The organism is Pseudaminobacter soli (ex Li et al. 2025) (assembly GCF_003012705.1).
Lineage (GTDB): Bacteria > Pseudomonadota > Alphaproteobacteria > Rhizobiales > Rhizobiaceae > Pseudaminobacter > Pseudaminobacter soli.
Genome location: NZ_PXYL01000004.1, coordinates 21,340 through 45,939 on the forward strand (window position 1 = coordinate 21,340; position 24,600 = coordinate 45,939).

Here is a 24,600-nt window from a genome sequence, read left to right on the forward strand (position 1 = left end):
GAGCGAGATGGCGCTTCAAGAAGTCGTCATCCCGCCCTGGGGCCGCTACTCCGCCATCCCTTCCTCATACTCCGTCGACAGTTCCAGCCACTTGTCCTCATGCATGGACAGCGAGGAAGAGAGCTGCGCGCGCTCCTTGGCAAGCTGGGTGGCCGCGTTCGGATCCTTCTCGTAGAGGGTCGGATTGGCAAGCTGGTCCTCGATCGCGTCGATGCGCTTGCGAATACGGTCCATCAGCGCCTCGGTGGCGCGGATTTCCTTGGCCACCGGTTCCATGGCGGCGCGGCGCGCGGCTGCCTCGCGGCGACGGTCGGCCTTGGAGGACTCTTTCGCCTCGCGCTTTTCGCGGCGATCGACGGAAACCCCGGTGACCATGGTGCGATAGTCTTCGAGGTCGCCGTCATAGGGCTTTACCGTGCCGTCCCTGACCAGCCATAGCCGGTCGGCGGTCGCCTCCAGCAAATGCCGGTCGTGGCTGATGATGATCACCGCGCCGGGAAAGTCGTTCAGCGCCATCATCAGCGCCTCGCGGCTGTCGATGTCGAGGTGGTTGGTCGGCTCGTCGAGGATGAACAGGTTCGGCCCGTCGAAGGCCGCAAGGCCCATCAGCAGACGTGCCTTTTCGCCGCCGGACAGGTCCTTGGCGGGCGTGTTCATCTTCTCGGTCGAAAGGCCGAACTGGGCGACGCGCGCCCTCACCTTCGATTCCGGCGCTTCCGGCATCAGCCGGCGCACATGCTCATAGGCGTTTTCCTCAGGGCGCAGATCGTCCAGCTGGTGCTGGGCGAAGATCGACACCTTTAGACCGGGCGCAACCGTCACGGTGCCCGTATCGCCCTTCAGGCGACCGGACAGCAGCTTGGCGAAGGTGGACTTGCCGTTGCCGTTGGCACCCAGCAGCGCGATGCGGTCGTCACTGTCGATGCGCAGCGAGAGCTTGCGCAGCACCGGGCTTCCGGGCGCATAGCCGACATCGACGCCTTCCAGCGCGACGATCGGCGAGGCCACCGTCTTCTGCGGTTCGGGGAAGCTGAAGGGCCGAACATGGTCTTCGACCACGGCCGCGATCGGCTTCATGCGCTCCAGCGCCTTGATGCGCGACTGCGCCTGCCGGGCCTTGGTGGCCTTGGCGCGGAAGCGGTCGACGAAGGATTGCAAGTGCTTGCGTTGCGCTTCCTGCTTGACGCGGCCCTTTTCCTGCAGCTCGCGCTGTTCGGCCAGCTGCCGCTCGAACTGGTCGTAGCCGCCGCGCCAGAAGGTCAGCTTCTTCTGGTCGAGATAGACGATCGAGTTGACCGCCCGGTTGAGCAGGTCGCGGTCGTGGCTGATGAGCAGAACCGTGTGCGGATATTTCGAGACATAGTTCTCAAGCCACAGCGTGCCTTCAAGATCGAGATAGTTGGTCGGTTCGTCGAGCAGCAGAAGGTCGGGCTGCGAGAACAGCACCGCGGCGAGTGCCACGCGCATGCGCCAGCCGCCCGAGAAGGACGATGCCGGGCGCTTCTGCGCCGCTTCGTCAAAGCCGAGGCCGGCAAGAATGGTCGCCGCGCGCGCTTCGGCCGAATGCGCGTCGATGTCTGCGAGGCGCACATGGATTTCGGCGATGCGGTGCGGGTCCGTCGCCGTCTTTTCCTCTTCCATAAGTGCCGCGCGCTCGAGATCGGCCTTCAGCACGATTTCGATCAGCGGCTCCTCGGTGCCCGGCGCTTCCTGCGCCACCTGGCCGATGCGCAGGTTCTTGGGCAGGCTGATCGAGCCCGTCTCGGTCGGCTGGTCGGCGGTGATCGCCCGAAACAGCGTGGTCTTGCCCGTGCCGTTGCGGCCGACGAGGCCCGCCTTCGTTCCCGCCGGCAGCGTGAGCGAAGCGTGGTCGAGAAGCAGGCGCCCGGCGACGCGGATGGAAAGATCGTTGATGATAAGCATTGCGGGCTTTTGCACCGGACTCTTGCGGATCGCAAGGCCCACGGCGCCGGCAAGGCCGCGCCAGAGGCCGGCGCGGCCGCGTTAGAACCGGCTTCAGGCGAAGGCGCGCCCTTCTTCGGTGCGCTGGAATGCGACCAGATCGAGCTGGACCGAAGGCTGGCCGAGCACAGTCAAGCCCATATGCGCCTGGCCGCGGTGATGGGTCTGATGGTTGAAGAAATGGGCCAGCGCCGGCGCGAGCCGCTGCGAGATCGTGCGCATGTCGGTAACCGTCATGTAGCTGAAGCGGCCGGTCACCGCCTGGGCGCTGAGGCCGTCGATCCAGGCCAATATCCGTGCATCCTCCGCCTCGCGCGCGGCGCGAAGCTTCTCGAAGTTCTGATACAGCACGGCGTCGAGCTGCGAAGGGGCGTCCCCCTCGCCGGTAAAGCGCTTCATCCATATCCGGTCGGCGACGAGAATGTGATTGAGCGTGCCCATCACCGACTTGAAGAAAGCGCCCGTGTCGCGGTGCAACTCCTCCTCGGTAAGTTCAGCTGCGGCATCATAGATGCGCTGGTTGGCCCAAGCATTATAGGCCGCAAACATCATGAAATGCTGTTTCATGGACTTCCCTTCAGGGCATGAACGACGGAATATGGCTCATACCTACCTGTTGGGAATTGAAGTGCAATGACCATTCTTCTCTACGATCTCGTCGGTCGCGATCCGGCGCGTCCCTACAGCCCGCATTGCTGGAAGACGGCGATGTCGCTGGCCCACAAGGGGCTCGACTTCCACAGCGTGCCGACGACCTTCATCGAGGTGCCCAATGTCGAGGGCGGCGTCTCCAAGACGATCCCGGTGATCCGCGACGGCGAGACGGTGGTGGCGGATTCGTTCCAGATCGCGCTCTATCTGGACGAAGCCTATCCGGACCGGCCGACCCTGTTCGGCGGCGAAGGCGGCAAGGCCATGGCCCGCTTCATCGAACGCTGGTCGCAGCTGACCATCCATCCCTATCTCGGCGCCGCCGCGCTGATGGACATTTTTGCCTACCAGGACAACGACAACCTCGCCTATTTCCGCGAGAGCCGCGAGGCACGCTTCGGCAAGAAGCTGGAAGACGTGTCGGCAATCCGCGACGCTGGCCTTGCGGCTTTCCGCGCATCGCTGGAGCCGCTGCGCAGCATGCTGGGCTACCAGCCCTTCATCGGCGGCAAGGGGCCGCTCTTTGCGGACTACATTGTCTTCGGCGCCTTCCAGTGGGTGCGCGTGACGTCCCCCTACCCCTATCTCGCGTCCGATGATCCCGTCGCGGAATGGTTCGAGCGTTGCCTCGACCTGCATGGCGGGTTGGCGCGCAAGGTAACGGCTGAGGCGGCGGCCTGACCTGATCGCACCCGGTGTGGCCGTCCGGTTTCAGATCGGGCGGCATCCGCGAAAAATGGACGCGACGAACGCACCGGGCCTCGGATTCCGTGCGCTCTGTCGACGCGTGCCACTTGGCAATGAGGCAGGCGCCCTGTATAGGGTCCGCCACCTTTCACCTCACCTTTAGAAGGAAATACCATGGCGATCGAACGCACGTTTTCGATGATCAAGCCGGATGCCACCCGCCGCAACCTGACCGGCGCCATCACCAAGATGCTCGAAGATGCCGGCCTGCGCGTCGTCGCTTCCCGCCGCGTCTGGATGAGCCGTCGCGAGGCCGAGGGCTTCTACGCCGTCCACAAGGAACGCCCCTTCTTCGGTGAGCTGGTCGAGTCCATGTCGTCGGGCCCGACGATCGTGCAGGTTCTCGAAGGCGAGAACGCGATTGCCAAGAACCGCGAAGTGATGGGCGCCACCAACCCGGCCAACGCCGATGAAGGCACCATCCGCAAGGTTCACGCCCTGTCGATCGGCGAGAACTCGGTGCACGGCTCGGACGCTGCCGAGACCGCCGCTCAGGAGATCAAGTACTGGTTCTCCGACACCGAGATCGTCGGCTAACACCTTGAATCCGATTTCGGGTAGAAATACCTGATTTCATTGAAAAGCCGGAGCGAAAGCCCCGGCTTTTTTCTTGTCCATCGTTCAAACGGCTGCCGGAATATCAGCCCTGGCTGGCGAAGCGCAGCACGTCGCGCCCCTCATTGTCGGCGAGATAGAGCTTGCCCTCATTGAGGCGGAAGCTGGCAGCCTTGCCGAGCGCCGAGAACAGCTTTTTCTCCTGATCCATCAGCGCAGGCGCGCAGGCCATGAAGGTTGAAGCGATGTCGCTGACCTTGATCGAGTTACCCTCGACCGTCGCCTTGCCGAAATAACTGTTGCAGCCGCCGCGACCGCTGACCGAGCCATCGCTACTCACCTTGAAGGTGGATTGCGCGTCGTCGATCACGCCCCTGCCCTCGATATCCTCGGCCAGCCAGATCGTGTCGAAGATGCCGGCCGGCAGCTCGAAGGTTCCCGATTTCTTGAGCATCGACTGGCTGCCGGTCTTGTTGACCATCTTCAGCGTCAGCGTCTGCGGGCCTGCAGTCAGTGGATCGAGCTGGTAGCGCTCGTCGTTTTCGAACCAGAGCGTGTGGTCGACGGTGATGTTGGCCTCGAGCGCGTATTTCGTGCCAGGCCGGATGGCGACGGGATCGAAGCTGATTTCGAACTTGATCGGCGCCTGCCCGGCATTCGCAATGGTCTGCTGGCCGATGATGGCTCCAGGCTCGCCGGTGGGAGTTTCGTCCACCAGCTGGACAGTCAGCACCGCGCTTGGCGGCAGGGCGATGCGCTCTCGATACACCACTTCGCCGGTGATCACCTTTTCGTCCGCCCGGGATTCGATAGGCATCACCAGCGCGCCGACGATCAGCGGCGCGAAACCGAAAATCACGAACTCGGCAAGCTTATCCAGCATGGTCCCTGTCCTCCGTGTCGTGCGGGTAGTTGGACAGATGAATGAGGTCGTTCCATGTCGGAATGACGATAAGTTTCCGACTGTAATTCGGCCGCGGCTTGCCTTGGTTATCCGTTGGTTAACGCCGCCAGCGCGCCGCCGCCGCGTCGTCGGTCTCCTTGGCCTCGACCCAGCCGCCTTCGGAACCGTCGGTGCGATGCTCCTTCTTCCAGAAGGGCGCACGCGACTTCAGATAGTCCATCATGAAATTCGCCGCCTCGAAGGCGGCTTGCCGGTGGGCGGACGCAGCCACCACAAGCACGATGTTCTCGCCCGGCGCGATCCTGCCGAAGCGATGAATGGCGCTCAGCCCCTGCAGCGGCCAGCGTTCGATGGCCTCGGCCGCAATGCGCGAAATCTCGGCCTCGGCCATGCCCGGATAGTGTTCGAGCTCCAGCGCCGCCAGCTGCCCCGCCTCGTCACGGCAAAGGCCGGTGAAGGTGACCACCGCGCCGATATCGGCGCGCCCGCGCGTCAGCCGCGAAATCTCGGCCTCTGTGTCGAAATCCTCGCGCTGGATGCGCACTAGGGGCGTCGCATGAGCCGTCACGGCGCTCAGCCTCCGGTCATGGGCGGGAAAAGCGCGATCTCGCGCGCGCCCGCGATCTTCTCCCGGTGGTCCACATGCTCATGGTTGATCGCGACGCGGATCACCTCGGGATATTGCAGGGCGTTTTCATATTCCTCGCCCCGCCCCTTCAGCCACAGCAGCAGGTCGCGCACCGTTTCCACTTCGGCGGGCAGCGCAAGCTCTTCCTCGGGCCTGCCGATCCGCTCGCGGACCCAGGCGAAGTAGACGAGTTTGGTCGGGTGCTCGGTCATTCGTCGATTATATGCTTCACGCCGGCGCGGAAATAGTCATAGCCGGTATAGAGGGTGACGATGGCCGAGATCCAGAGCAGCGTGATGCCGACCTGCGTCCAGTAGGGCACGATCTTGTCGCCCGCCGGCCCGAGCAGCAGGAAGCCGATGGCGATCATCTGGATCGTCGTCTTCCATTTGGCGAGTTGGGTCACCGGCACACTGACCTTCAGCGCAGCCAGATATTCGCGCAGCCCCGAAACCAGGATTTCGCGGCAGAGGATGATAATGGCGGCCCAGAGCGTCCAGCCGGCAATCGTGCGGTCGGTGTCGGCAGCCAACAACAGCAGGCAGGTCGCTACCAGCAGCTTGTCGGCGATGGGGTCCAGCATGCGGCCGATATTCGACGTCTGCTGCCAGGCCCGCGCCAGGTAGCCATCGAAATAGTCGGTGATGCTTGCCGCCATGAACAGCGCAAGCGCCGACCAGCGGGCGAAGTCGCTCGAACGCAGCCGCCCTTCCAGGAAGAAGCACAGCACGATGAGCGGCACCGCAAGGATGCGCCCATAAGTCAACAGATTGGGAAGGTTGAACGCGCGCTTGCCCATCTTATTTCCGCTACCAACCCTCTGGTTCGTGCCGCTTTCGGCATTCGTACTCAAATCAGATACCTCCCTAGGGGGTCAACCGATGGAAAGCGCTGGCCCAGCGCTATTTTTAGCCCGCAAACGTTCAGCTCTCATGAAAGTGGTTGTAGACGGTTCGCGCAATAGACTCCGATATGCCATCAACAGCCATCAGATCCTCCACCGCCGCACGGCTCACCGCCTTGGCGGTGCCGAAGGCCAGCAGCAGCGCCCGTTTGCGGCCGGGTCCGATGCCGCTGATCTCGTCCAGCGGGTTGCGCGTCATCTCCTTCTTGCGGCGGGCGCGATGCGAGCCGATGGCGAAGCGGTGCGCCTCGTCGCGCAGGCGCTGCACAAAGTAGAGCACCGGATCGCGTACCGGCAAGGTGAACGACTCGCGCCCCTTGACGAAGAATCGCTCGCGACCGGCGTCGCGGTCGACGCCCTTGGCAACACCGATCGCCACCACTCTATCCTCGACGCCAAGATCGGCAAGAATCTGGCGAACGGCCGTCATCTGCCCCTGGCCGCCATCGATCAGGATCACGTCGGGCCAGGCGGGGAAGGATCCATCGTCGACCGAGGCGTCGGCTCCGTCCTCCTCGCCATGCTCCTTGATCAGGCGCGAGAAGCGACGCGTCATCACCTCGCGCATCATGCCGAAATCGTCGCCGGGCGTGATGTCGGTCGAGCGGATGTTGAACTTCCGGTACTGGTTCTTCACAAAACCTTCGGGCCCGGCGACGATCATTGCGCCCACCGCATTGGTGCCCATGATGTGCGAGTTGTCGTAGACCTCGATGCGCACCGGCGGCTTTTCCAGCCCGAATGTCTCGACCATGCCGGCCATCAGCCGCGCCTGCGTCGAGGTTTCGGCCAGACGGCGGCCCAGCGCTTCGCGCGCATTCTGCACGGCGTGGTCGACGATGTCCTTTTTCTCGCCGCGCTGCGGCACGGTGATCGTCACCTTGTGGCCGGCGCGCGTGGCAAGCGCCTCGGTCAGCAGTTCATGCTCCTCGACATCGTGCGACAGCAGGATGAGCCGCGGGCACGGCTTGTCGTCATAGAACTGGGCCAGGAACGAGCCCATGATCTCGCCGGCCTCCATCGCCGGATCGGTCTTGGGGAAATAGGCGCGGTTGCCCCAGTTCTGGCCGGTGCGGAAGAAGAACACCTGGATGCAGACCTGCCCGCCCTCCTGATGGATGGCGAACACATCCGCCTCCTCGACCGATTGCGGATTGATGCCCTGGTGGCTCTGCACGTGGCTCAGCGCCGCAAGACGGTCGCGGTAGATGGCCGCGCGCTCGAAATCGAGTTCCTCGGCAGCCTCCTGCATGGCAGTGGAGATTTCTGTCTTCACCTTCTGGCTACGCCCGGACAGAAAATCCTTCGCCTCGGTGACCAGCTCGGCATAGTCCTCTTTCGAGATCTCGCCCGTGCAGGGGCCGGAGCAGCGCTTGATCTGGTAAAGCAGACAGGGCCGCGTGCGGGTTTCGAAGACCGAGTCGGTGCAGGTGCGCAGGAGGAAGGCGCGCTGCAGCGAGTTGATGGTGCGGCCGACCGCACCCGCAGAGGCAAACGGTCCGAAATAGTCGCCCTTGCGCGAGCGCGCGCCGCGATGCTTGAAAATGCCGGGCGACGGGTGGTCGCCGGTCAGCATGATATAAGGAAACGACTTGTCGTCGCGCAGCAGCACGTTGAAACGCGGCCGCAGGCGCTTGATGAGGTTGGCCTCGAGCAGCAGCGCCTCGATCTCGGTGCGGGTGACGACGAATTCCATCGTCGCCGTCTCGCGCACCATCCGCCCGATGCGATTGGTGTGGAAGCGCCCCTGTGCATATTGGGTGACGCGCTTCTTGAGATTGCGCGCCTTGCCGACATAGAGCACGTCGCCGCTGCCATTCATCATGCGATAGACGCCCGGCGCATTCGGCAGCCGCTTCACCAGCTCCTGAATGACTTCCGCGCCGACCTTGCTCTCCGCGTCGTCGCCCTGCTGAGTCCAGTCGAGCGCGGTGAAAGAAGGTTCGGGACCCGACGGAACCTGCTCCACCTCCGGGCCATCGTCCTCCTCCACCTCGTGGCCGGGCATGTAGCCCGCGACATCGTCGCTGGCCCTGCCCGCCCGCGGGCGGTGAAGCGATTTGAGGTTCGGATCCGAGGAGTTCATTCCGCCATGCCTGTAACATCCGGCGTCTGCCATGCAAGATGCTGGCCGCCGTCGAGCGCGATCATCTGTCCGGTAACGGAGCGCGCCTCCCATAGATAGCGAATTGTGGCGCCAAATTCCAAAAGTGTCGGACCGCGCTTCAGAATGAGCCCTTCCACCTGCGCGTCGAAGTCCGATTGCTGTTGGCGGCTGCTCGGCAGCGTCGGCCCCGGACCGATGGCGTTGACGCGAATGCGGGGCGCAAGCGCCTGCGCCATGGTCTGCGTCGCGTCCCAGAGGGCGGATTTGGAAAGCGAATAGGAAAAGTAGCGCGGCGTGGGCTTCCACACACGCTGATCGATCATGTTGACCACCAGCCCTTCGGCGTCCTGCGGCAGCGATTCGGCAAAGCGCCGGGTCAGCAGTACGGGCGCCTTGACGTGAACGGCAAAGTGCCGGTCCCACGCCGCCCACTCGAAATCCGTCACTTCGTCGGGCTCGAAGACCGAGGCATTGTTGACGAGAAGCGTGACCGGCCCGAGCGCAGCGGTCGCCTTTCGCACGAGCCCGTCGACGGCGCGCATGTCGGTCAGATCGGCGACTACCACCGCGGCCTCGCCGCCGCCTGCGGCCACCGCCGCTGCCAGTTCGTCGCCTTCCGCGCGCGAGCGATTGCAGTGGATAGCTACCGCAAAGCCGTGTGCTGCGAGGTCTTCGACAATGGCCTTGCCGACGCGCTTTGCGCCGCCCGTAACGAGCGCAGTCATCCCGGCTTTTCTCATTTGTCCACCTCTGAATTCAGCGTCCGATTCCGCTTTTTGCGGCACCTGGACGCCCGATAAGTTAATTCCCGTTCGTTCCTTTGACGGCAATGTGGCGACGGGCCTGCAAAAGTCGACCTCGAATGCGCCCCCTGCTTATGATCCGATTCAATATAGGCACCACAAACCATTGAACCAAGAGGCTTTTTGCCCTTCGGACTTGCCTCTCCTGACAATGGTGTTGCGCACCCGCAACGTCACCTTTCCGCCTCATTGGTGCCAGCTAAAGACCCTATTTAAGGTACGCTCTGGCCGCATTTCGACCCGACATTGCATCCCGTAAGACAGCCCCGACGGGTCGTCTCCCAGACCTGCGGGAGTGTCTCCCACAGAAGCATCGAAGTGCTGTGGCTAAGGAGAGTAAAATGGAAGCCAAATTGAAATTCGCGCGGCCTCTGGCGGCTGCGTTCGGGCTCATCGCCCTTGCTGGCGTTGTTCCCGCCAATGCGGCCGACGTGGTTAGGGAAGAGCCACCGGCACCTGCTGCCCCGATGGAGCAGCCCCCGCTCAACACCTGGTCCGGCGCCTACGCCGGTGTGTCCCTCGGCTACGGCTTCTCGGGCCGCGTCAAGGAGAAGGACATCAACAACACCATCAACACCAGCGGCTTCGTCGGCAGCGGTTTTGCTGGCTACAACTTCCAGATGGACAACTTCGTCGCTGGCGTCGAAGGTGACGTGGGTTACGGCGGCCTGAAGGGTGACAATGCCGGCGTCGAAGCCAAGGGCGGCATCAACGGCTCGCTCCGTGCACGCCTCGGCTACGCCGTGAGCCCGGACATCATGCCTTACGTCACCGCTGGTGGCGCTGCGCAGAGCGTGAAGCTGACCGACGCTGCCGGCTCCGACAAGCGTACGATGACCGGCTGGACCGCCGGCGTCGGCACCGACGTCAAGCTGACCGACCAGGTCTTCGGCCGCGTCGAGTACCGCTACACGGACTACGGCAGCAAGAACTTCGATACCGGCGCTGGCGGCCGCGATGTCAGCGCTCGCGATCACCGCATCCAGTTCGGTCTGGGTATGAAGTTCTAAGTCATCCATCCTTGGGGACGGGACGGAAAGGCCGGGCGCTAGCGCTCGGCCTTTCTTTTTGGAATTAGGCCGGCAGGTAAGGCGTCAGTTCTGGGAACTTTTCGTCGAAGCGTGCGGCCCAGCGCTTGAGCTTGGCCCGGCCGCGCTCCCACTGGCCGGCAAAGCGGAGGTCCAGATAGCCGATCGTTGCGCGCAGCCCGATCTGGCCGGCGGTGATCTGCTTGGGCAGCTTCGGCGGATTGGCGTTCAGCATATCGAGCGCGCGCGTCACCTTCGACCACTGTTTGTCGAGCCACGGCGCATGCACTTTTTCTTCCGGTCGCGCGCGGCGCTCATAGACATGGACGAGCAGGCAATCGCAAATGCCGTCGGCCAGCGCCTCCAGCCGTTCTGCCTCGAGGCGCTTGTCCGCATTGCGCGGAAACAGCCCGTTGCCGGAGAGCCGGTTCAGATACTGGTTGATCGCGCGGCTGTCGAAAACCGTCTCGCCGCCATCGGTGACCAGCACCGGAATCTTGCCGAGCGGATTGGCCGCGAGCAGTTCGGCCGGCTCGGCGCCCGTGTCGGTCGGCACGGCCTCCAGCTGAATGCCGGCATAGGCTGCCGCCATGCGCACCTTGGCGCTGTAGGGCGAGGCGGACGAGTAGAGGATTTTTGGCATGGATTCTCCCAGGAAAAATTGCGCCTGCTCGATGCAAACGACGCGACGAAAAACTGACTATCTGAAGTTTAGCCGCCGCGCACTGGCGGCATCACCACCTTGGGCAGGCGGCAGGCGGCGCGGCGGTCGACCTCGTCGCAGGTCCTGAACGACAGGTCTTTGGTCATGCAGATGCGCACCTCGCGCAGATAGCGGCGGTCGCAGGTCACGGCAATCCCGTCCTCCGGAATGCCCGCATTGTCGCGCAGGAAGGCGCGTTCGACATCGTTGGGATCGGGCGTGAGATAGTCCTGCAGGCGCCGATACTCGGGCGGGATGTTCACCTTGTCCCGGGCAGCGCGCAGCACCTCGAAATATTGCCCCTGGTCCAGCCCCGAGCAGGAGCCGTGCTTGCGCCATTCGTGCCCGACGAGACCGATGGCGGGCATGATATCTAGCATGGAACGCGCGGCTTCGGTCGGCACGCGCGGCTGGTCGGTCTGGCAATCCTGCGGATAGCCGCGCTCATATTGCGGCCAGAGCCCATGCACCACGAAGGCATAGGGCCGTCCGCCCCGGCACTGCTGGCTGTTGTTTTCCTCGTCGCCGGCTTCGCAATAGCTGGGCGACCAGGAGAGCGACAGGACGTAGAAATCGAAGCCGGAGCCGATCGGCACCGAGGACGCAGCCGGCGCTTGCCCGCCGTTCTGCCCGCTATTGCCGGCCGGCTTGCATCCCGCAACGCACGCCAGCAGGGCAAGGCCAAGCCCTGCCGCAATGCCAGCGCGCTGGCGGCGATTGCGGGTCCAGGTCATCGTTCCAGCCGATAGCCTCAGCGCAGTATACGGCAGCGGCCGTCGTAGACATACCAGCGGTCGAAGTCGGACATGCAGAACTCGACATTGTCGCCGATGCTCGCGAAGCCCATCTTGCCTTCGATCAGATACCAGATGTCGTGCTGGGTCCCGTCGCTCATCACAGCCTGCGCCCCGCAATAGAGCCGCGGGATCGGCTGACGATAGGCGAGCGGCAGAAACCGGTTCTCATGGATGTTCACGAAACCGGTAATCGCCACGTCCGGCAGTCCGGGAACATGCCGCACCTGATAGCGGAAGCGGTGCATGATCTTGTTGAGAAACCGCGAATCGGCGCAGACGCTTATGATTGGCGGCGGCGGTCCCCAGAAACCGCCGGCGAAGGAAAGTGTCGGTGCTGTGAAAAGAGAACCGGCCGCGACAATGGCCGCCATTACAAAACGAAAAATGCGAAACATAGCCAACCTCGTGAATCATCGCAGGAAGCAATGCAGCGAGGCAATAGTGCGCAATGCCCGCGAACCGGTCAAGCTGGCACGCTTTCTCCCGCCAGCCATTCGACCGACCACGCAGCCCCCTTCTCTTCGGCCAGCAGCGCGTGCATCGCCGGCAAAACAGTCTTCAGCTCCTTTTCGAGCGTATAGGGCGGGTTGACCACGATCATGCCGGTGCCATCGAGCCGCGGCTCGCGCGAGGGGCGCCGGATCTCAAAGCGGATGTCCATCACCTTGGGAATGCCGGCCTCGGCAAGCGCCTCGCGGAAATCTGCAACCGCCTTCCGGTCCTTGATCGGATACCACAGCGCATAAATGCCGCCCGGCCAGCGCCGGTGCGCGCGCACGAGTCCGTCGACCAGCCGGTCGAACTCGCCTTCCTTCTCGAAGGGCGGATCAACCAGCACCAGCCCGCGCTTTTCCTTGGGCGGCAGATGCGCGCCCAGCGCCAGCCAGCCGTCGAGCTCGGTCACGCGGACCTGAAAATCCTCCGCGAACAGGGTTTTGAGAACCTGAAAATCCTCAGGATGCAGCTCGATCGCCGACAGCCTGTCCTGCTTGCGCAGCAGGCGGCGCACAATCAGCGGCGAGCCTGGATAGGCCGAAAGTTCGCCCTCGGGATCGGCCGAGCGCACCGCCTCGAGGTAGGGTCCGAGCAAGGCTTCGGCCTCCGGCGAAAGCTTGGCCTCGAGCAATTTCCCGATACCGCCCAGCCATTCACCGGTCTTTTGCGCCTCTTCCGACGACAGATCGTAGAGGCCGATGCCGGCATGCGTGTCGATGACGCGGAAAGCCTTGTCCTTCTGCTTGAGATATTCGACTAGGCGCGCCAGCACGGCATGCTTGACGACGTCGGCGAAATTGCCGGCATGGTAGGCGTGGCGGTAATTCATGCTCAGTTCCCGTCGTCGCGATCCTGGCCCGCCATCATGGAGCGATCCCCCCATTCCTCCAACCGCCTGTCACGACGGACGGCGATGATGAAGCCGGCGAGCCCGGCAGCCATTAGCAGGAAACCGAGCGCTTGCACCACCTCGATTGTGTTCAGTGCGCGGCCACGCAGCAGGACGTTCACCGACTGGATGTAGATGCCCTTCTCGTCGCCCGGCTGAACGGCGAAACTGTAAGTGCCGCCCTTGATGTCGGTGATAAGGCCGGCGTCCTCGCGATAGACCCGCTCGTTGGTCTGGGCAGACTTGTCTGTCAGCGTCGCATCGAGAAAAGTCAGCGGCTTGGCCAGCACCGTCTGCCCGTCGCGTACTACAGTGATGGCCAGGAGGTTGCCGCCATTGGCCAGGCTCGTTCCGCCGACCACGCGTATGTCGACCAGAACCTGCACCGGCGCATCGGCCGGCGAAAGCTGCTTCTCGATCGTGTGATAGCCGGTGGCCTGATTGTAGACCTGCAGCATGCCGAGACTGTAGCCGATCAGGTGCGTTGCCGCCCAGGGATAGCCAAAACCGAGCGCCGCGCCCACGAGGATCAACAAGACTAGAAATGTGCGCATCGGGAAATCTCCCACCCGCATCGTACCTGTCTGCCACGTCGCGCGACGGCATGACGGCATGCCGACGGGTTCGAACCCCCGGATCGATCGTCTCCTCATTTAACGCGCGATATCGCGCCCGGTTTCAGAAATGCGTGCCAGTTGCACCGCAAATCGGCGCGACCGGTGAACAATCAGCCCTGAAGCTTGAGGCGCGTCATGATCTCGGTCACCGTTTCCTCCACGGTCTGCGCGGAAGTATCGAGCCAGATGCCGATATGCGGGGTTTCATCATGCAGCACATGCCGGATCTGCTCGGCCGTCCAGGCGCCATAGACGGGATCGCCATAGATGTTCTTCGTGCGGGCCTTGTCGCGCGCGGTCAGCACTTCCGCCGAAGGGTCGAGCACCACCACCGCCGGCCGATAGGCCTTGAGACGTTCCGCCGCCCAGCCAAGAAACTCGCCCAGCAGAACGTCCTGATAGACGACGGTGAAACCCGCATCGGCGTATTTGGTGGCGATGTCCCAGGCGAATTCGTAGCGGATGCGCAGCTGCCGTTCGGCCTCGGGCGGCGGGTTGGGGCTCATCTCCACCCGGCCGCCGACGATCATCCGGCGAAAGAGATCGCCGCGCAGATGCACGCTTTTCGGCAGCCGCTCGGCCAGCGCCTGCGCCACGGTGGATTTTCCCGCCCCCATCACGCCTGTGATGATGACGATGCGCGGCGCCTCGTCCGCCGTCCCTTCCGCCGACGCCGTCACGCCTTGCGTTCCCAGCGCCGCTCGGGCGTCTGCTGCCAATAGGTCACGCTGTGACCGCCGGCCTTCATCTGCTTCCACTGACCGCGCGCGGCTTCGAGCTGGCTCGCGTCATGGCCGTCGAACATGAACACCGCCCTCTCGTAAGCGCCGAGATCCGGCGGCACGGCGCCGTCGACCATGAAGCGGATGCGCGCCTGGTTCGCATTGCCCTGCCCCGTCGTCAAAAGCACCGGCTGCTCTTCCGGGTAGGCCTCGCGGTCGGTGGCGTGGGCCAGGAAGGAATCGTCGCGGAAGGTCCAAAGATGCGCGTCCAGCGCATCCCGGCGCTCTTCCGTGCCGGTCTGCAGCACGACGCGCCAGCCGCGCTGCACGCTCTTTTCGAGCAGGGCCGGCAGCGCCTCTTCCAGCGTCGACTCGGTCAGGTGGTAGAACAGAACTTCAGCCATGCCGCCAAACTAAGCGATCATGCGGCGAATGGAAACGCCGACTCAGACCGGATCGTATCCCGGCTTCTTGTATAACTGGTCCATCTTCGCGGCGATGTCGGGCTTGTAGACCTTTTCGGTCCACTCCTCGGGCTGGACGTCTTCGATGCTGACCGAGACGGACTTTTCAGCGCAGTTTGCGCTGGCCATCAAGGCCCTCGTCAGTTCCTGGGCGATGTTCGCCTTCTGCTCCTCCGACCTCCCGGCGTAGAGCTTTACGATGATATGCGGCATTCCAGTCCCTCATGTACCTTGCCCCAATGGATGGCAGCAGGCGCGACTTATCCAACTTCGAGAAGCAGCGCGCAATGGTCGGACACTTCCGGTTCCCTCACGACATCGAAATGGCGGATCGGGACATTGGCGCTTGCCAGCATGTAGTCGGCAAATCGCGGCGTCTTTTTGTAGAGGGACGTGCGCGTGTCGTTGAATCCGCGCGTCGTGATCAGATCAATCAGGCCGAGTTCGGCCAGTGCCGCAAAGGTCACGCTGCCCGGCAGCACATTGAAATCGCCGCAAACCACCAGCCTGTCGGTGTCCCGTCGCGTCCTGTCGATCAGTTCGGCAAATCGTCTCGCCTGAACAAGACGCGCCGGCGTGTCGCCCTTGCCGGCGGGATCGCGCAAGCCGTGCATATGGGCGATGGTGATCGTGGACGACGTCTCGTAGTCGAAAAGGCGCACGGCATGCGCGTTTCGCGACCGCGGGTGATCGCCCCAGCCATCCGGGCTGAATTCGCCATGCACAAAATCCTGGCCCTGCCCGATCACGGGATAGGTCCGGCGCACGAAGGTCGCCAGCCCCCACTCGGACGGAAAGCTCTCATCGCCGTCGTACAGGTCGCCGCGTGCGGCCGGGCAGAAAAAGGCCTGATGCGATGGCAGCACCGCCGTCACCTCCTGCAGCAGATTAGCCCGCTGCGGCAGCTCGATGCCATGATCCCGGTAGATCAGCCATTCCCTGTCGGCCGTCGGCGTCGAAACCATCTCCTGCAGGCAAAGGACGTCCGGATCCGTGTCGGCCAGATAGGGAATGAGCCGCTCGTGGACTCTGCCGCCCCAGGCATTCAGCGACATGATGCGCAAATGTCGTTCGCTCCCTGCTGTCCCAGGCCGCGCACAGGCGCACGCCCAGTCTTTGGAACGGCTTTACGATATTGGGTTGCCGGTGGGAACGGACGGGCGAGCAGGGAGCCGCCAATGCTTGCGAAGGCGATTACCGCGCGGGGCGATAGATCCCGATCTCATCCATTTCGATTGCCGTGCCGTGCGCCAGGTCTTTCGCGGCCTTGCCGAGAGCGGCGTCCACCCTCTTGGCGTCGTCCCCGGACGGGTCCAAGATCGCGTTCATAAACATGTCCAGTGAAATGCCGAGCTCGGTCAGGCCCAGATCCTTCTCGATCGCGGCGATCTTATTCAAACCTTCCGGGTCGCGCTTCAACTTGGCGATTTCCACCTTCAGCGCCTTGTAGAAAGCCGCATCAGAATCATAGTCTTCCTGCTCGACGCCAAGCGATTTTGCCAGCCGCTCGACCAAATGCACCTTTTTCGCGGTGACATCCGTCGTGTTCGTGCCGAACATGTCGTCGGACGAGGTTGCTGCCAACCCGCCGTTGTCGGCGGCCTTTGCTACGCCGTTCGCCACCGCGAGGAGATTGGCGCTCGGCGATGCCGGACTTGTCTGGAACGGCGCCCTCTTCTGCATCAGGACGAGCGACAAGGGGACGTTGGCCGGGGATATAGCGGTCATGCGAGCTCCTGATCGCGCACCCGCCATCCATCATGGAAACGAGGCACAAAGTTCGCAGCCCCGGCATCATGCCGTGAGCAGATCAATATCGACCCATTACCTCGTCCGTCTCAATATATGATTAATGAATGCTTCAGCATATTCTAAAGCTTCAGCCGAAGAGATTTTGTCTCATCTCCCAAATAGCGGATCGCACTTGGCGATCATCCAAATCGGACTGGCGCCGCCGTGCGGCCGGCGCCAGTCGTTGGAGCGTTGGCTCCTTATGCCTCGTAGTGGTCGCGAACCAGCTGGTCGAGCAGACGCACGCCGAAGCCCGACCCCCAGGACTGGTTGATCTCGTTGGCCTGCGCGCCCATGGCGGTGCCGGCGATGTCGAGATGCGCCCAGGGCGTGTCCTTGACGAAGCGCTGCAGGAACTGCGCAGCCGTGATCGAGCCGCCATAGCGGCCGCCGATGTTCTTCATGTCCGCGTTCTTGGAATCGATCAGCTTGTCGTATTCCGTCCCCAACGGCATGCGCCACACCCGCTCCTGGCTGGCCTGGCCGGCAGCGGAGAGGTTCGCGGACAGCTCGTCATTGTTGGAGAACAGGCCGGCATAGTTTTGGCCGAGCGCCACCATGATCGCGCCGGTGAGTGTGGCGAGATCGATCATGAATTTCGGCTCGAAGCGGTCGTTGCAGTACCAGAGCGCATCCGCCAGCACGAGGCGGCCTTCCGCGTCGGTGTTCAGCACCTCGATCGTCTGGCCGGACATCGAGGTCACAATGTCGCCCGGGCGCTGCGCATTGCCGTCGACCATGTTCTCGACGCAGCCGATGATACCGACGGCATTGACCTTGGCCTTGCGCGCGGCAAGCGCGTGCATCAGGCCGGTGACGGCCGCCGCGCCGCCCATGTCGCCCTTCATGTCCTCCATGCCGGAGGCCGGCTTGATCGACACGCCGCCCGAATCGAACACCACGCCCTTGCCGACGAAGGCGACCGGCTTGTCCTTGGCCTTGCCGCCGTTCCACTGCATGATCACCAGCCGCGGCGGGCGCACCGAGCCCTGCGCGACGCCCAAAAGCGCGCCCATGCCGAGCTTCTTCATTTCCTTTTCGGTCAGCACCTCGACCTTGACGCCGAGCTTTTCCAGCTCCTTGGCCTGCGCGGCGAACTCCACCGGACCGAGCACATTGGCCGGCTCGTTGACGAGATCGCGCGCCAGCACGACGCCGTCGACCACCGCCTGCGCATTCGCAAAAACCTTCTTGGCGCCCGTCGGATCGGCGCACTGGATGGTGATCTTGGCCGGCTTGGCAGGCGTCGTTTCCTTGCCGTTGCCCTCGTCCTTGCGGGTCTTGTACTTCTCGAACGCATAGCTGCGCAGCAGGATGCCGGCCGCGAGATTGGCCGCGTCGGCCGCACTGACCTCGGCGTCGGCAAGCTCGGCCACCACGGTGACGTCAACGGCCTTGCGCAGCTGCGCGGCGACCGAACCGCCGAGCTTCAGCCAGACATATTCGTTGAGCTCGCCCGTCTTTCCGGCACCGACCGCGACCAGGCGATCGAGCGGCGAGCCCTCGGGCGCTAGCACCTCGACCGAGCTGCCGGACTTGCCGGTAAATTCCGCCACCGGAAAGGCGCGGGCAAAGGCCGCGCCCGGATCGCAGGCGCTTGCCGCCGCGCTGAGCGAGCCGCCCTCTGCAACCAGCACGATTGCGGTTCCCTTCTTGGGCGCGGCGAATTTGGCGAAGCTGATGGTCGGCATCAATGTCATGGAGAGCGCTTTCGATATCATGGACACGTTTTCACGCGACATTTCGTCGTTTTGCGCGGTTTGGCAAGCTGTAAGCCGGCTCGGTCAGTTTTTTGCTGCAATGTAGCTGTTCATCACAGACGGTCGATCAAAGCGACCGCAGCTGCTAGTAGAACCCTCGATTCGCCATCAACACTTGATTAACCAGCTTTCTTGGCTGTTTCTTAGCCACTCCCGAACGAGACTCACCATGCGCGCAAATGCAGTGAAGGACGGGAACCGCATTCCACCGCCCACGCGGTGCGAATACCCTGCCGAGCCTGGCAGGGCGGCTCACCGCCATGAACGACCACAGGAACGGAACGCCGCGGCATATGAAGGTCGTTGAACGCTACATAATGCGCCGGACGTTCGCGATGTTCATCGGCGCCATGCTGTGGACGCTGGCGATCGTGTGGACGACGCAGGTTCTTGCGCGCCTGAACCTCGTCACCGACAGCGGGCAATCGGCGCTCACCTTCTTCGAGCTCGCAACGCTGATCCTGCCCTCGATCATCCCGATCGTGGTGCCTTTCGCGCTGATCATCGCGGTGGCGCAGACGCTGTCCACGATGAATTCCGATTCCGAATTGGTAGTCATCAGCGCCGCCGGCGGCTCGCGCCTGATTGCCGCGCGGCCGATCATCATTCTCGCGCTTCTGGCCAGCGTCTTCTCCTTTGCGGTCGACAACGGCATCGATCCCTATGCACGCGAACGCGGGCGCCAGCTCGTCGCGGCGGCGCAGGCCGACTTGCTATCGCTGGTGATCCAGGAGGGCACCTTCCGCAAGGTCGACGACGGCCTTTACGTCCAGGTCGGCGAAAGGCTACCCGACGGCCAGCTGGGCGGCATCTTCGTGGCGGATTCGCGCCAGCCGGGCACCGACCTCGTCTACTACGCCAAGACCGGCGCGGTGTTGCAGGATGCTGACAAGAGCATGCTGGTGATGAGCGACGGCGTGGTGCACCGCAAATCGCCCGACGGCGACCTGTCGGTGATCCGCTTCACCTCCTACACCTTTGACCTTTCGACGTTTTCCGCTGCCGCGGGCAGCTACACGATGTATCCGAAGGACCGCCCGCTGCCCTATCTAATGAACCCTAATCCGAACGACAAGCAGTTCCAGAAGAACCCGCAATCGTTCCGGGGCGAGTTGCACAGGCGCCTGACCGAGTGGATCTATCCGCTGGTATTCGCACTGATCGCGCTTGCAGTCGCAGGTGACGCTCGTTCGCATCGTGAGGGCCGCATCCACCCGATGATCACGGCAATCGCCATTGCGCTTTTCGTGCGCTGGCTCGGCTTCTTCGTCACCAACCAGGCGACGACCGATCCCCTGTTCAGTCCGCTCGTCTACGGCGTGCCCTTGATCGCCTCGCTCGTGGCCATCGGCTTCATCAGAAGCAACAAGACCATGGAGCTTCCGATTTCCTGGGCCGAGGGCCTGTCGAGCATGGCCAGCCGGTGCAGGGAGTTCCTGTCGGGACTGTGGCAGCGCCTGACCCGCCGTGAAAGCTCGAGCGGAGGAACCGCGTGATGGGCTGGACACTCGGGCTTTATTTCTTTCGCCGCTACGCCGCCATCACGGCTTGGTTCTTCATCGGCATCTACGCGCTGGTGTTCCTGATCGATTTCACCGAGTTCTCCAGCCGCACCTCCGGCCTGCCGAACTTCACATTCCTGATGGCGCTTTCGGTATCGGCGCTACGCGTGCCGATGATCATCCAGCAGACCGTGCCATTCGTTGCGCTGTTCGCTGCGATGGCGACGCTGATTTCGCTGAACCGCAAATACGAGCTGGTGATCGCCCGCGCCGCGGGCATTTCGGCCTGGCAGTTCCTGCTGCCGGCCTGCGTAGGCGCGCTGCTGTTCGGCATACTCACGGTCGGGGTGCTCAACCCGCTCGCGGCCCACGGCCTGTCGCGTTCCCAGCTGTTGGAAACAAACATCCGCTCCGGCTCGTCCAACGAGGTCTCCGCCTTCGACGCGCCGTGGATCCACCAAAAGGCCAATGGCGTAGACACGATCATCGGCGCGCGCGCCATCCTGAACCAGGGGCTCGAACTGTCTGATGCTGTGTTCTTCACGATCGACCAGAAGGGCGAAATCGCGGAACGCAAGGACGCCAAGCGCGCCTTCCTGCGCGACGGCTATTGGGAGCTTGTGGATGTCACGCTCTACCGCAACGGCGAGCGTGGCGAAGCGCTGGCGAGCGACCGCGTGCCGACGAATCTCAGGCCCGAATTCGTGCAGGAACGCCTGGCCGAGCCCGAAACGATTCCGTTCTACAAGCTTCCCAGCAAGATCGAGGTGGCCCGGTCCTTCGGCCTGAGGGCCAATGCATTCGCCATGCAGTTCCATTCCATGATGGCTCTTCCACTGCTTCTTGTCGCGATGACTCTCATTGCTGCAACAGTCTCGATGAAGTTTGCGAGGATGGGGCAATCCACGACGATGATTCTGGGTGGCGTCGTCGCCGGGTTTCTGCTTTATGTGGTTTCAGTTTTGGTGAAGGCATTTGGAAACGCGGGATTCGTTCCGCCCGTCGTTGCGGCGTGGTTCCCAGTGGTAGTGGCAATGTTTTTCGGGGTAACTTTCCTGTTGTACAGGGAGGATGGTTAGTGGGGGGCGCGGTGACGACAGCGCAGAAGACGATTCGCCTGGCACGCCTTTATGGCGCGACGGCTCTCGCCTGCCTTTTCGCCTATGCTTTGCCCGTCACCACGCCGGCTTCCGCACAGGAGATCGGCAACCTTGCCCCAAAAATTCCGGCCGGCTCGCAGATGCTGCTGGAGGCCGACACCCTCGTCTATGACAACGACAAGAACACGGTAACCGCGGTCGGCGGGGTCCGAATCGACTATGCCGGCAACCGTCTGGTTGCACAGCGCGTCACCTATGACCGCAACACCTCCCGTCTCATCGCCAGCGGCAATGTCGAGATCATCGACAGCAGCGGCACCAAGGTCTTCTCCCAGGAGATCGACGTCACCGACGATTTCGCCAACGGCTTCGTCAACGCGCTGCGCGTCGAAACGATCGACAAGACCTATTTCGCTGCTGAAAGCGCGAGCCGCGAAGGCGGCGTTCTGACCACCTTCAACAACGGCGTCTACACCGCCTGCGCCCCTTGCGAAGCACAGCCGGACAGGGCGCCGATCTGGCGCATCAAGGCGCAGAAGATCATCTGGAACGGCACCACCAAGACGGTGCGCTTCGAGCGGTCGCGCTTCGAGTTCTTCGGCTTCCCGATCGCCTATCTGCCGAGCTTCGAGATCGCCGACCCCACGGTGAAGCGCAAGAGCGGCTTCCTGTTCCCGGGCGTCGACTACAAGACCAGCCTCGGCGCCAGCCTGAAAATCCCGTACTATTTCGCCCTTTCGCCGACCTATGACCTGACGGTTGCCGGCGCCGGCTACACCAAGCAGGGATTCCTCGGCGAGGCCGAGTGGCGCCAGCGTTTCAATTCGGGCGAATACAGCCTCAAGATCGCCGGCATCCGGCAGAACGACCCCAGCGCCTTCATCGACGAAGGCCGCTACGGGGTGAATTCCGGCCCGCGGGACGATCCGAACCGCTTCCGCGGCATGATCGGCTCCAAGGGTAATTTCGATCTTAATCCGCGCTGGACCTTCGGCTGGGATATCCTTGCGCAGACCGACAAGAATTTCGCCTATACCTACAAGATCGACGGCTACAGCAAGTTCAACTACCAGTCTCAGGTCTACCTGACGGGCTTGAACGACCGGAATTATTTCGACCTCAGGGCGATGAAGTTCCAGGTCCAGGAAGACTTGCTTTACTACGATCCGCAGGCGCGCAACGACAAGCAGCCCTGGGTCCTGCCGTCCTTCGATTATGCCTATACGCCGGATACGCCGGTGCTCGGCGGCGAGTTCAACTTCAAGGCCAATTCGCGCATCATCCATCGCAACGAGCTTGAGGTTGCCCATTTCCTCGATCCGATAACCCATGAGCCGATCACGGACGATCCCACCAAAGACGTGAAGCGCGTGCCCGGCATCCAAGGCAACGACGGGCGGCTCACCGGCGAAGCCGAGTGGAAACGCTCCTTCATCACGCCCGGCGGTCTCGTGGTCACGCCGCTTTTGGCATTCCAGGCCGACGCCAACTACCTAAACGCCAGCCAGGAATCGATCGACGCCATCCACAACATGGCCGACAATCTCCGCGTCGTCGCCGACATCCGCTCGGCCTTCTATCGGGCGATGGCGACTGCCGGTCTCGAACTGCGCTGGCCGGTCCTGTTCTCGGCCACCAGCAGCTCGCACATTCTCGAGCCCATGGCACAGGTGTTCGCCCGTCCGGACGAGCCCTACGCCTCAACCCTCGGCCGCCCGAACGAGGACGCCCAGAGCTTCGTCTTCGACGCGACCACCCTGTTCGAGCGCGACAAGTTCTCCGGCTATGACCGCATCGAAGGCGGCACGCGCGCCAATGTCGGCTTCCGCTATTCCGGCTCCTACGACAATGGCTGGGCGACCAATGCGATCTTCGGCCAGTCCTATCAGCTCGCCGGACGCAACTCCTTCGATTCGCCGGACCTCGTGAATGCCGGTGCCTTCTCGGGCCTGCAGAACGACACGTCCGATTTCGTCGGCCTGGTCGGCATCGCCTCGCCGAACGGCTTGTCGGCCTCGGCAAGCGCCCGGCTGGACGAGCAGTCCCTGGAAGTGCGGCGCGCCGAGCTGAAGGCCGGCTATTCGTCGAGCCCGTTGTCTCTTGCTGGGCAGTATGCCTTCATCCAGAGGCAGCCGCTCTACGGCTTCGACTTCGATCGCAAGGAAATGACGCTGGGCGCCTCCACCCGCTTCCACCAGAACTGGCGTGCCTTCGGTTCCGGCACCTATGACTTCGTGTCCGGCGTGGTGACGAAGGATTCGCTCGGCTTTGCCTATGACGACGAATGCTTCTCCTACACCATGTCCATGATCACCAAGCGCGACCCGCAGAAGATTGCCAGGGACGAACGTACCTTCGGCTTCAACATCTCCTTCCGGACTCTCGGAGACTTCGGAACGGCGGGCGGCACTTCCCCGAGTTCTTTGCCGTGACGGCCCGCCAGAGCGGCCGTCATCCTTTCGCCGCATAGGAACGGCATCCGGAACCATATGTCTGTTCTGCAGAAAATCGACGACGAGGATCGATCAATATGATCTTGATCAGAAAATACCTCTTTTCCGCAAGTTTTGCTGTTCTCGTTGCTTTCAGCGCAGCACCCGTGGTGCTGACCGCCGCGCCTGCCGCCGCCAGCGAGATCAAATATGTGGTCAACGGCGCCGCGATCACCAGCTATGACATCCAGCGCCGAGCGGCCTTCCTGAAGCTACAGCATCGCACGGGCAACCTGAACAAGCTGGCCGGCGACGAGATGGTTGATCAGGCGCTGCGCAACTCCGAGATCAAGCGGCTGAGCATCAAGGTGTCGGACCAGCAGGTCGAAGACGCCTTCAAGCGCTTTGCCAGCTCCAACAAGATGGCGCCCGCGCAGCTGACCCAGGTTCTGGATCATGCCGGCGTCACGGCCCAGCACTTCAAGGATTTCATCCGCACCCAGATGAGCTGGAACCAGGCGCTCTCCGCCCGCTTCAACTCCCAGGGCGGTAGCATGAGCGAGCAGGACGTGGTGCAGCGCATGCTGCAGCAGAAGGGCAGCAAGCCGACCGCGACCGAATATATGCTGCAGCAGGTGATCTTCGTCGTTCCGGCCAAGGAACGCGGCCAGATGGCCAAGCGCAAGCGCGAGGCCGAATCAATGCGCGCCCGCTTCGGCGGCTGCAACACCACCCGCGAATTCGCCAAGGGCCTGATCGACGTCACGGTTCGTGACCTGGGCCGCGTGCTGGCGCCGGAACTGCCCTCGGAATGGGCGGATCAGATCAAGAAGACCAAGGTCGGCGGCGCCACGGGCGTGCGCGAGACCGAGCGTGGCGTCGAATTCATCGGCATCTGCAGCTCCCGCGAAGTGTCGGACGACAAGGTCGCGAAGATGGTCTTCCAGTCGGAAGGCAACCAGGACCAGCAGGCCGAACAGCTCAACAAGACCTATATTGAAGAGCTGAGGAAACGCGCCAAAATCGTGGAGCGCTGATC

26 protein-coding genes are annotated in these 24,600 nt (G+C 63.0%); 7 read left to right on the plus strand and 19 right to left on the minus strand.

Annotation, left to right across the window (positions count from 1 at the left end):
* Window positions 1–45 precede the first annotated feature (45 nt).
* Both C7I85_RS08950 and C7I85_RS08955 read right to left on the minus strand, forming a co-directional pair.
* Window positions 46–1,923, minus strand: a complete 1,878-nt coding sequence (locus C7I85_RS08950) for an ABC-F family ATP-binding cassette domain-containing protein (protein WP_106723641.1) — start codon at window positions 1,921–1,923, stop codon at window positions 46–48.
* Window positions 1,924–2,016: 93 nt separating this feature from the next.
* A complete protein-coding gene (locus C7I85_RS08955) occupies window positions 2,017–2,529 on the minus strand; it encodes a DinB family protein (protein ID WP_106723642.1) in 513 nt (170 codons plus the stop codon).
* A 66-nt stretch (window positions 2,530–2,595) separates the two neighbouring features.
* On the opposite strand from C7I85_RS08955, the gene C7I85_RS08960 reads away from it, so the two are divergent.
* Window positions 2,596–3,294, plus strand: coding sequence for a glutathione S-transferase family protein (locus C7I85_RS08960; protein WP_106723643.1), 699 nt, complete (start codon window positions 2,596–2,598; stop codon window positions 3,292–3,294).
* A gap of 180 nt (window positions 3,295–3,474) precedes the next feature.
* Window positions 3,475–3,897: a nucleoside-diphosphate kinase gene (gene ndk / locus C7I85_RS08965; protein ID WP_106723644.1), complete on the plus strand. Its 423-nt coding sequence runs from the start codon at window positions 3,475–3,477 to the stop codon at window positions 3,895–3,897.
* A gap of 103 nt (window positions 3,898–4,000) precedes the next feature.
* On the opposite strand, the gene C7I85_RS08970 is transcribed toward ndk, so the two are convergent.
* The 6 genes from C7I85_RS08970 to C7I85_RS08995 all read right to left on the minus strand — a co-directional run bounded on the left by C7I85_RS08970 (window position 4,001) and on the right by C7I85_RS08995 (window position 9,198).
* Window positions 4,001–4,798: an META domain-containing protein gene (locus tag C7I85_RS08970; protein ID WP_106723645.1), complete on the minus strand. Its 798-nt coding sequence runs from the start codon at window positions 4,796–4,798 to the stop codon at window positions 4,001–4,003.
* A 118-nt stretch (window positions 4,799–4,916) separates the two neighbouring features.
* The gene (locus tag C7I85_RS08975) at window positions 4,917–5,387 is read right to left on the minus strand and encodes a molybdenum cofactor biosynthesis protein MoaE (RefSeq protein ID WP_106723646.1); all 471 of its coding nucleotides are present in this window, start codon (window positions 5,385–5,387) and stop codon (window positions 4,917–4,919) included.
* A gap of 5 nt (window positions 5,388–5,392) precedes the next feature.
* Complete coding sequence (gene moaD / locus C7I85_RS08980; protein ID WP_106723647.1) at window positions 5,393–5,659, minus strand: molybdopterin converting factor subunit 1; 267 nt, start codon at window positions 5,657–5,659, stop codon at window positions 5,393–5,395.
* Complete coding sequence (gene pgsA / locus C7I85_RS08985) at window positions 5,656–6,246, minus strand: CDP-diacylglycerol--glycerol-3-phosphate 3-phosphatidyltransferase (protein WP_106723648.1); 591 nt, start codon at window positions 6,244–6,246, stop codon at window positions 5,656–5,658. The genes moaD and pgsA overlap by 4 nt, the downstream gene beginning before the upstream one ends.
* A gap of 124 nt (window positions 6,247–6,370) precedes the next feature.
* Window positions 6,371–8,437: an excinuclease ABC subunit UvrC gene (gene uvrC, locus C7I85_RS08990; RefSeq protein WP_106723649.1), complete on the minus strand. Its 2,067-nt coding sequence runs from the start codon at window positions 8,435–8,437 to the stop codon at window positions 6,371–6,373.
* On the minus strand, window positions 8,434–9,198 hold the full coding sequence (locus C7I85_RS08995; protein ID WP_106723650.1) for an SDR family oxidoreductase: 765 nt from the start codon (window positions 9,196–9,198) through the stop codon (window positions 8,434–8,436). Before C7I85_RS08995 ends, uvrC begins: the two co-directional genes overlap by 4 nt.
* Window positions 9,199–9,602: 404 nt before the next feature.
* On the opposite strand from C7I85_RS08995, the gene C7I85_RS09000 reads away from it, so the two are divergent.
* Entirely contained in the window at window positions 9,603–10,271 is a 669-nt protein-coding gene (locus C7I85_RS09000; protein ID WP_106723651.1) for an outer membrane protein, read from the plus strand.
* A gap of 64 nt (window positions 10,272–10,335) precedes the next feature.
* On the opposite strand, the gene C7I85_RS09005 is transcribed toward C7I85_RS09000, so the two are convergent.
* The 11 genes from C7I85_RS09005 to C7I85_RS09055 form a co-directional block, all read right to left on the minus strand.
* Window positions 10,336–10,932, minus strand: a complete 597-nt coding sequence (locus tag C7I85_RS09005) for a glutathione S-transferase (protein WP_106723652.1) — start codon at window positions 10,930–10,932, stop codon at window positions 10,336–10,338.
* A 68-nt stretch (window positions 10,933–11,000) separates the two neighbouring features.
* On the minus strand, window positions 11,001–11,726 hold the full coding sequence (locus tag C7I85_RS09010; protein WP_106723653.1) for a ribonuclease T2 family protein: 726 nt from the start codon (window positions 11,724–11,726) through the stop codon (window positions 11,001–11,003).
* 17 nt (window positions 11,727–11,743) lie between these two features.
* Window positions 11,744–12,184, minus strand: a complete 441-nt coding sequence (locus C7I85_RS09015; RefSeq protein ID WP_106723654.1) for a hypothetical protein — start codon at window positions 12,182–12,184, stop codon at window positions 11,744–11,746.
* 68 nt (window positions 12,185–12,252) lie between these two features.
* On the minus strand, window positions 12,253–13,113 hold the full coding sequence (locus C7I85_RS09020) for a 23S rRNA (adenine(2030)-N(6))-methyltransferase RlmJ (RefSeq protein ID WP_106723655.1): 861 nt from the start codon (window positions 13,111–13,113) through the stop codon (window positions 12,253–12,255).
* 2 nt (window positions 13,114–13,115) lie between these two features.
* Entirely contained in the window at window positions 13,116–13,727 is a 612-nt protein-coding gene (locus C7I85_RS09025) for a hypothetical protein (protein WP_106723656.1), read from the minus strand.
* A gap of 173 nt (window positions 13,728–13,900) precedes the next feature.
* Window positions 13,901–14,470 carry an AAA family ATPase gene (locus tag C7I85_RS09030; protein ID WP_245444867.1) on the minus strand — a complete coding sequence of 190 codons (570 nt, stop codon included), beginning with the start codon at window positions 14,468–14,470 and terminating at the stop codon, window positions 13,901–13,903.
* Window positions 14,467–14,916 carry a DNA polymerase III subunit chi gene (locus tag C7I85_RS09035; protein ID WP_106723657.1) on the minus strand — a complete coding sequence of 150 codons (450 nt, stop codon included), beginning with the start codon at window positions 14,914–14,916 and terminating at the stop codon, window positions 14,467–14,469. Before C7I85_RS09035 ends, C7I85_RS09030 begins: the two co-directional genes overlap by 4 nt.
* A gap of 42 nt (window positions 14,917–14,958) precedes the next feature.
* Window positions 14,959–15,189 (minus strand): tautomerase family protein, encoded by a 231-nt coding sequence (locus tag C7I85_RS09040; protein WP_106723658.1) that lies wholly within the window; start codon window positions 15,187–15,189, stop codon window positions 14,959–14,961.
* A gap of 47 nt (window positions 15,190–15,236) precedes the next feature.
* Entirely contained in the window at window positions 15,237–16,040 is an 804-nt protein-coding gene (locus C7I85_RS09045) for an endonuclease/exonuclease/phosphatase family protein (RefSeq protein ID WP_181257129.1), read from the minus strand.
* 130 nt (window positions 16,041–16,170) lie between these two features.
* Window positions 16,171–16,674, minus strand: a complete 504-nt coding sequence (locus tag C7I85_RS09050; protein WP_146148846.1) for a hypothetical protein — start codon at window positions 16,672–16,674, stop codon at window positions 16,171–16,173.
* Between the two features lie 293 nt (window positions 16,675–16,967).
* Window positions 16,968–18,467: a leucyl aminopeptidase gene (locus C7I85_RS09055; protein ID WP_106724073.1), complete on the minus strand. Its 1,500-nt coding sequence runs from the start codon at window positions 18,465–18,467 to the stop codon at window positions 16,968–16,970.
* A gap of 353 nt (window positions 18,468–18,820) precedes the next feature.
* Here C7I85_RS09055 and lptF point away from each other — a divergent pair, with 353 nt between their 5' ends.
* The 4 genes from lptF (at window position 18,821) to C7I85_RS09075 (ending at window position 24,598) form a co-directional block, all read left to right on the plus strand.
* Entirely contained in the window at window positions 18,821–20,023 is a 1,203-nt protein-coding gene (gene lptF, locus C7I85_RS09060) for an LPS export ABC transporter permease LptF (RefSeq protein WP_106723660.1), read from the plus strand.
* Window positions 20,020–21,108 (plus strand): LPS export ABC transporter permease LptG, encoded by a 1,089-nt coding sequence (gene lptG, locus C7I85_RS09065; RefSeq protein WP_181257130.1) that lies wholly within the window; start codon window positions 20,020–20,022, stop codon window positions 21,106–21,108. Before lptF ends, lptG begins: the two co-directional genes overlap by 4 nt.
* Entirely contained in the window at window positions 21,108–23,561 is a 2,454-nt protein-coding gene (locus tag C7I85_RS09070; protein WP_428832838.1) for an LPS-assembly protein LptD, read from the plus strand. Before lptG ends, C7I85_RS09070 begins: the two co-directional genes overlap by 1 nt.
* A 98-nt stretch (window positions 23,562–23,659) precedes the next feature.
* Window positions 23,660–24,598, plus strand: a complete 939-nt coding sequence (locus C7I85_RS09075; RefSeq protein WP_106723662.1) for a peptidylprolyl isomerase — start codon at window positions 23,660–23,662, stop codon at window positions 24,596–24,598.
* The last annotated feature ends 2 nt before the right edge of the window (window positions 24,599–24,600 follow it).